This is a genomic window from Methyloglobulus morosus KoM1 (genome assembly GCF_000496735.2).
Classification (GTDB): domain Bacteria; phylum Pseudomonadota; class Gammaproteobacteria; order Methylococcales; family Methylomonadaceae; genus Methyloglobulus; species Methyloglobulus morosus.
On record NZ_AYLO01000085.1, the window covers coordinates 33,042 to 40,695 of the forward strand.

6 protein-coding genes are annotated in these 7,654 nt (G+C 47.4%); 1 reads left to right on the forward strand and 5 read right to left on the reverse strand.

All coding sequences use genetic code 11. The features are described 5' to 3' along the window. Positions 1–15 precede the first annotated feature (15 nt). The 3 genes from carB to MGMO_RS11150 form a co-directional block, all read right to left on the reverse strand. Complete coding sequence (gene carB / locus MGMO_RS11140; protein WP_023495153.1) at positions 16–3,234, reverse strand: carbamoyl-phosphate synthase large subunit; 3,219 nt, start codon at positions 3,232–3,234, stop codon at positions 16–18. A gap of 12 nt (positions 3,235–3,246) precedes the next feature. Next, complete coding sequence (carA, locus tag MGMO_RS11145; RefSeq protein ID WP_036307650.1) at positions 3,247–4,380, reverse strand: glutamine-hydrolyzing carbamoyl-phosphate synthase small subunit; 1,134 nt, start codon at positions 4,378–4,380, stop codon at positions 3,247–3,249. Positions 4,381–4,654: 274 nt separating this feature from the next. Then, positions 4,655–5,077 (reverse strand): hypothetical protein, encoded by a 423-nt coding sequence (locus MGMO_RS11150; protein ID WP_023495155.1) that lies wholly within the window; start codon positions 5,075–5,077, stop codon positions 4,655–4,657. 378 nt (positions 5,078–5,455) lie between these two features. Between MGMO_RS11150 and MGMO_RS11155 the strand changes: the two genes are divergently transcribed. Next, on the forward strand, positions 5,456–5,788 hold the full coding sequence (locus tag MGMO_RS11155) for a hypothetical protein (RefSeq protein WP_023495156.1): 333 nt from the start codon (positions 5,456–5,458) through the stop codon (positions 5,786–5,788). A gap of 212 nt (positions 5,789–6,000) precedes the next feature. Here MGMO_RS11155 and MGMO_RS19630 read toward each other — a convergent pair whose 3' ends face one another. Next, complete coding sequence (locus tag MGMO_RS19630) at positions 6,001–6,414, reverse strand: hypothetical protein (RefSeq protein ID WP_023495157.1); 414 nt, start codon at positions 6,412–6,414, stop codon at positions 6,001–6,003. A 111-nt stretch (positions 6,415–6,525) separates the two neighbouring features. Beyond that, complete coding sequence (locus MGMO_RS11165; protein WP_023495158.1) at positions 6,526–7,275, reverse strand: pPIWI-associating nuclease domain-containing protein; 750 nt, start codon at positions 7,273–7,275, stop codon at positions 6,526–6,528. Positions 7,276–7,654 lie beyond the last annotated feature (379 nt).

The following is a 7,654-nucleotide window of genomic DNA, read 5'->3' on the forward strand; positions in this document are numbered from 1 at the left end:
TGCTCCAACTGTTCTTTATTTCAAACTGTCATGCAAATCTTGCAAACAGTTCACATCCCCGGCATCCAGTTCGCCCAAGGCATAACACGCAGCTTTCGCCCCTGCCATCGTCGTGTAATACGTCACGCGGTGCTGTAGGGCTTCCCGTCGCATGGTGAAGGAATCCGATATGGCTTTTTTGCCTTCGGTGGTGTTGATGATTAACTGTACCTGATCATTCTTAATCATATCAACCGTGTCTGGACGCCCTTGATTTACTTTATACACGACTTCACAGGGAATTCCCGCTTCTTGGAGGAACTTTGCCGTGCCGCCTGTCGCTACGATCTGGTAATTTTTGCTGACCAGCATCCTGGCAATTTCCGGCACTTTGGCCTTGTCTTTATCCCTGATGCTTATCAATACCTTACCCCCGGCATTCAAGTTCACGCCCGTCGCCCGCTGTGATTTGGCAAAAGCCTCGCCGAATGTTTTGCCCACGCCCATGACTTCGCCGGTGGATTTCATTTCCGGCCCCAGTAAAGGATCCACGCCCGGAAATTTGACGAACGGAAATACGGCTTCTTTGACCGAATAATAATCAGGGATACGCTCTTGGGTAATGCCTTGTTGCGCCAAGGTCTTGCCGACCATACAACGTGCGGCAATTTTCGCCAACGGATAACCTGTCGCTTTCGACACAAACGGTGCGGTTCGCGATGCCCTGGGGTTAACTTCCAACACATAAATATCCTGTCCCTGAATGGCAAATTGGACATTCATCAAGCCCCTTACACCCAAGGCTTCGGCCATTCTTCCAACCTGATCACGCAATTGATCCTGAAGCTCTTGCGCCAATTCATAAGGCGGCAATGAGCAGGCAGAATCGCCGGAATGGACACCGGCCTGTTCGATATGTTCCATCAAGCCGCCAATCAACATCCGTTCGCCATCGTAAATGGCATCCACATCCATTTCGACAGCATCATCCAGGAAGCGATCCAGCAGCACCGGCGAATCGTTCGATACGCTCACCGCCTCCTTCATGTAACGCTGCAAACTTTCTTCATTAACGACGATTTCCATCGCCCGCCCGCCCAAGACGTAAGACGGGCGTACGACTAACGGATAACCAAGCTCTTTAGCGGCATTAATCGCCTGTTCCACCGAACGGGCTGTCGCATTGGGCGGCTGCTTTAAACCCAGCCTTTCCAGCAATTTCTGGAAACGTTCACGGTCTTCAGCTAAATCTATTGAATCAGGCGACGTACCGATAATCGGCACACCCGCCGCTTCCAACGCACGCGCCAGCTTTAACGGCGTTTGCCCGCCGTATTGGACGATTACGCCTTTGGGCTTTTCCAGATGCACGATTTCCAACACATCTTCCAGTGTCAGGGATTCAAAATATAAGCGATCCGAGGTATCGAAATCGGTCGACACGGTTTCAGGATTGCAGTTAATCATGATGGTTTCATAACCATCTTCGCGCAACGCCAAAGCCGCATGGACGCAGCAATAATCGAATTCGATGCCTTGCCCTATCCGATTCGGCCCACCGCCCAGGATGATGATTTTTTCCTTATCAGTAACCCGCGCCTCACATTCTTCTTCGTAAGTGGAATACAGGTAAGCCGTGTCGGAAGAAAATTCTGCCGCACACGAATCAATCCGCTTATAAACCGGACGGATATTTTGCTTATGCCGGACATTGCGTATTTCTGATTCCGACGTGTCCAACAATTTTGCCAGGCGTATATCGGAAAAACCCTTACGTTTGAGCCTATATAGCTCGCCTTCTTTCAAGGTTGATAAGGTTTTAGTCGCTAGGGATTGCTCGGTTACCACTAAATCCTGCATTTGTGCCAAAAACCACGGGTCAATCTTGCTGGCATTATGGACTTCATCCAAAGTCATACCGCTACGGAACCCATCCGCAACATAGAGCAAGCGATCCGGCCCTGGATAACGCAATTCGCGCTGGATCTTGTCATGGCTATCTTCAGCTTGTAGATCGACTATTTCATCCAAGCCACTAATGCCGATCTCCAAGCCACGCAAGGCTTTTTGTAAGGATTCTTGAAACGTGCGGCCTATTGCCATCACCTCACCGACTGACTTCATTTGTGTGGTTAGGCGGTCATCCGCTTGCGGGAATTTTTCAAAGGCAAATCGCGGCACTTTAGTGACGACGTAATCAATGGTCGGCTCAAAGGAGGCGGGGGTTGCGCCGCCAGTAATCTCGTTTTTCAGTTCGTCCAGGGTATAGCCGACCGCCAGTTTTGCCGCCACTTTAGCGATAGGGAATCCGGTTGCCTTGGATGCCAACGCGGAAGAACGCGACACCCTGGGGTTCATCTCGATGACAATCAAACGCCCGTCAACAGGATTAATCGCCACCTGCACATTAGACCCACCCGTATCCACGCCGATCTCGCGTAACACGGCAACGGCGACATTACGAAGAATCTGGTATTCCTTGTCGGTCAAGGTTTGTGCGGGCGCGACGGTGATCGAATCGCCGGTATGTACGCCCATAGGGTCGAAGTTCTCAATCGAACAAACGATGATGCAATTGTCCTTGGAATCGCGCACCACTTCCATTTCGAACTCTTTCCAGCCCAAGACAGATTCTTCGATCAACAACTCATTGGTGGGCGACAAATACAGGCCGCGCTCGCAGATTTCGACAAACTCTTCCTTGTTATAGGCGATACCGCCACCGCTGCCACCCATGGTAAACGAAGGCCTGATAACGGTCGGATAACCCACTTCCTGCTGTGCCGCAAGCGCTTCCTCGATGGAATGGGCGGTTTTGGACTTGGCGACTTCATAGCCGATTTTTCGCATGGCTTGGTTGAACAGCTCACGGTCTTCGGCCTTATTGATCGCCTCTTTGGTCGCGCCGATCATCTCAACGCCGTATTTTGCCAACACGCCGTGCTTGTCCAACGCCAATGCACAATTCAACGCCGTTTGCCCGCCCATCGTCGGCAAAATCGCATCGGGGCGTTCTTTTTCGATAATTTTTTCCACCGTCTGCCAGTCGATAGGCTCGATGTAAATTCTATCGGCCATATCGGGATCGGTCATGATGGTGGCCGGATTGGAATTCACTAAGATGACGCGGTAACCTTCTTCCCGTAACGCCTTGCAGGCTTGAGTGCCGGAGTAGTCGAACTCGCACGCTTGTCCGATTACGATCGGCCCTGCGCCCAACAACAATATGGATTTTATGTCAGTTCTTTTTGGCATGTTATATACTGCTCAGTGCGTGCTGGCTTGCTTCATCATGTCGATGAATTCATCAAATATGCCTTCAACATCGTGCGGCCCAGGGCTGGCTTCGGGATGCCCTTGGAAGCTCATAGCAGGACAGTCCGTCCGTTTAATACCCTGCAAACTGCCGTCGAATAAGGAATGGTAAGTCGCCTCGACATTAGCGGGAAGGCTGGCCGCATTGACCGCAAAACCGTGGTTTTGGCTGCTAATCAGTACCCGCCCCGTCGCTTTATGCTGGACCGGATGATTGGCGCCGTGATGGCCGAATTTCATCTTCTCGGTTTGTGCGCCGCTTGCCAAAGCCAGCAACTGGTGGCCTAGGCAAATGCCAAATACCGGAATCTTCGTCGTCAAGATGGCTTTGATAGCTTCGATTGCATAAGTACAGGGTTCAGGATCGCCAGGCCCGTTGGACAGAAAAACCCCATCGGGATTCATTGCCAATACCGCCTCTGCCTTGGTCGTCGCGGGTACAACCGTCACCCTGCAGCCTCGGTTTACCAATAACCTGAGAATATTGCGTTTGATGCCGAAATCATAAGCCACCACATGCTTAGGCAAGCACTCGCCTTGCGTATAACCTAACTGCAAATCCCACACATTTTCCGTCCATTCATAAGGCTTATCGGTAGTGACCGCTTTTGCCAAATCCATACCCTTCAAGCCGGGAAAACCTTCAATCATTTTTTTAGCTTTTTCGATATCGACCGTTTCGCCTGCGGCAATACAACCGCGTTGTGCGCCTTTGTCACGCAGCAAACGGGTCAATTTGCGGGTATCGATTTCGGCAATGGCAACCACTTGACTATCCAGCAAATACTGCTGCAGGGTCTTTTGGCTGCGCCAACTGCTTGCCAGTAACGGCAAATCACGGATGACCAAACCGCTGGCAAACACCTTGGCCGACTCGTCGTCTTCGCTGGTCGTGCCGACATTGCCGATGTGCGGATACGTTAAAGTCACAATCTGCTGGGCATAAGAAGGGTCGCTGAGGATTTCCTGGTATCCCGTCATCGCCGTATTGAACACGACTTCCCCCACAGAATAGCCCTCAGCGCCGATGGCTACTCCATTGAATACCGTTCCATCCTCTAATACCAATACTGCGGACTTAGTCAAACACGTCACCTTAAATGTGCAAAACGGGATGGAACCTGACGGCTACACCCCGTTCTCGAAAACAAAAAAACAGGGGAGATTTTACGGGATTATGACGATTGGGTCATTAATAATTTGAAATATTACCCATAACTAGCGCTGTATAAGCTTAGCCTTGCGGTAATTTGAATAGCCGTTTGTCGCCATTCCTAAGAAGCTGGCCAACTAAAATCCATAAGGGGATTTGTTGGAATGTCGTTTTATGGGGCCCGTTAACGGCGAAATTGTTGCCACATTAAGGCTCAGTAATTTCAGTCGTGCATAAGACAGTATTCCGAACCTCGCATCGCAGGTCAACGCTTTTGGGCGTATCGCCCACCCCACTTCCGTTCCAATGGAAATCACGACCCAGATAGTGAAAGCTGATTCCGTAGCTGAATTTCGTATCACCGATATAGGGGACTAATTTGTCAAATTCCCATTCGGCTTCAAAAAAAAACCGCCCTTGGCCATCCGTCAAGGTTTTTTTGATCCGTTCGCATTTCCTGGGCAATTGGCCTCTGGCGCAAGAAATAATTAGCACGTCAGGGACTGGCATACCGTTCTGCAAAAGGATACCCGTCATCTCGGGCTTAGACGTACGGACATACGGAAGCGGAGCGCAACCAGCCAGAACAAAGGAAAATAGAGAGATCAGCGCTACTAGAAAAGATGGCATGGGCTATGAGTCTATCCTAACATGTTGACATTAATTAAGTGATACGCCCAAATTTGGTATAGCTTTCATAATTTTTACATACCCGTCGCCATAGTTCTCATTATAGATTAATGAGGCATCATGCGGAAACAAAAGTACCCGGCACATTGATAAACTTTGCCTAGAAGAAAGCCTCATGTTAAGTTTACCGTCCGCATCCCAACCGAGACAGATAGAAAAGACCTAGCCATAGGGTTATAACGGCATCGGCTTCAAATGAAACTTTATGACGCCATACCTTACTAACCGACAAGACTGAAAGTTTTTCTGCCATACACGCTTTCGTTTTATCATTACCCAAACGACAACCCCTCGAATCAACCTCAAGCGGGCTTTAGAATGTTGAAAATACTATTATTTTTTATAAGCCTTCCTGCTTTGGCCGCCCCCCGTGGACTTCAGCCTCCAAGCGGATTTCAAGACAATTTTTGGCAGCAAGTCCAGATCCAGAATTTACAAACCCAGCAACAACTCCAATCGCAGGATCAATACCGACGGCTACTGCTATTGCAGGATCAAGAGCGGGATATACAACGGATACAGGACCAACAAAACCAGTTAGAGTACCTGCAAGGAAGCTCGCAAATGCACCAGTATTCTGATCGGTTGAAAATATATAGTTACCCTGTTAGGGGCAAGGTGGATGTTGTGAAGAAAAAACATAGCAAGTAGGCTTGGCGTATTTTACTGTTTGGTATATGTAGATTGATGTGTCGCTACCGCGACGATTGATTTTAATTCCAGTTCCCGCACTGTCAGGCGAGCTTATTTAACCCATTACTTTTAACTCAATTTATAGGATGCGCTGAACGAAGTGAAGCGCATCAAACACGAACGATGCGCCTCGTTCCTCGGCACATCCTATATTTCTTATATCGCATTAATTAATAATGTTCGCATGTACCTGAAATAATTATGCCACTATCCATAAAAGTAAATGGTTTCGAACTATTTTTATTAAATTCTTCAATTTCTAGGTAAGCAACGCTAACTTTAGGTTGGTAAATCGTTAAGACTTTGTAAGATTGTTCTTTAGAACCAATATCTAAAACCTTTGGAGAACCATATAATCCATTAGAATTATCAAAACCTTTGCTCCCTATAATTTTTCCGGTGGCTTTTTCAACAACAAATTCAGTATTAATATTCAATAAAATTTTTGTATATCCTGTTTCTCTCAAAATCCCATCATCTTCTCGGCCAAGTGCTTGCTTAGGGTGACATTTATATCCTTCAGTAGCACTTATTATTGTTGAATAAAGTGACAATACAATAAAAATTATTGGTCTAGAATTCATAAAAACCACCTCGTAATGCCCTCGTTTCTTTCGAAGTTCATATTTTTAGTAATTTGGGTTAATTACCTCAAATCTCCAGACGAAACCCTGGGTTAGCAATTGAATTGTGAGTTAGCTGTTATTTTCTTTACCTAACAGTAACCGACGTAGAGCGATTTCAGCGACCAGTAGTGCGTCTTGAACGTCAGTTCGTAAAATTTCATCGCGTGTATGCGCTAAGCCCATCAAGCGATCATCTATCGCTAAAACTAGATCACGGGCTTTGTCCGCAATTTTAAGATTAGATTGGGAATCATCTTTGCGAAATGTTTGCATAATGTACTTTATACGGTGCCTGCGAGTAATACCGGACCTGCTTGAAGCATCAGCTTGATACCATGGTTGTTCCTTTATCTTCGCATCTGTTGCCACTTCTTTTATGGTTTGATCAATTAACTCTCTACCCGAATGAGCAGCTTGACGAAGCGCATCCGGTTCTTGTGAGGCAACTGCTGACCAAGCACCCGCTCTGATATCTACAAGATGGGGACTAATTTGTTGAAGTTTTTCATCAAGACTATCTAAGGCATGACAATCAAGTGCTACCTTGCCACGATCAGTAATTGTCACCCATGATTCAGGATCAATCAAATCAATCATAGTTGGATAAATCAACCCATCAGCTTTCAATTCATCAAACGCTCGAATTGCGAGTACTCGTTCTGTAGACTCAAAAGCACAATCTAAATGATGTTCAAGATGCCCTGGTTGGTTGTTACGCCCAACAAGATTGATCTTATTTATGCCCGAAGGAGATGAGCTAGATAAGATTCCAAGAATTGCAAATTTCAATGAACGGATAGTGTGTGCCGAAATATTCAATGTATGTCCGGTTTTGTTTCTAAACTCGTAAGATGCACTTTAAGTAGGATTTGCTGAGGTACGAGGTGCATCGTTCGCGATTGATGCGCTTCACTTTGTTCAGCACATCCTACATTTTCTTTAAACCTCTTCTACTTGCGGGACAGAATTTAAAGCCTTGTCCAGCTGTGTTTCCTTCGTCCAAGATATGCACCCTTTCCCGTTATGCCGCGCCGAGCACTGGCGGTTTTATCGGGAACAGCCCGAAGGGATGCGGCAGGGATGCCGTACTTTGCCAGAAGGACAGGGATGTCCTTTCTGGCAAACCCCGATAAAAACGACGGAGCGCAGGAAGCAAGCGGCATCGGGCGGATTTCTTTTGGATACTTTTCTTTGTCCG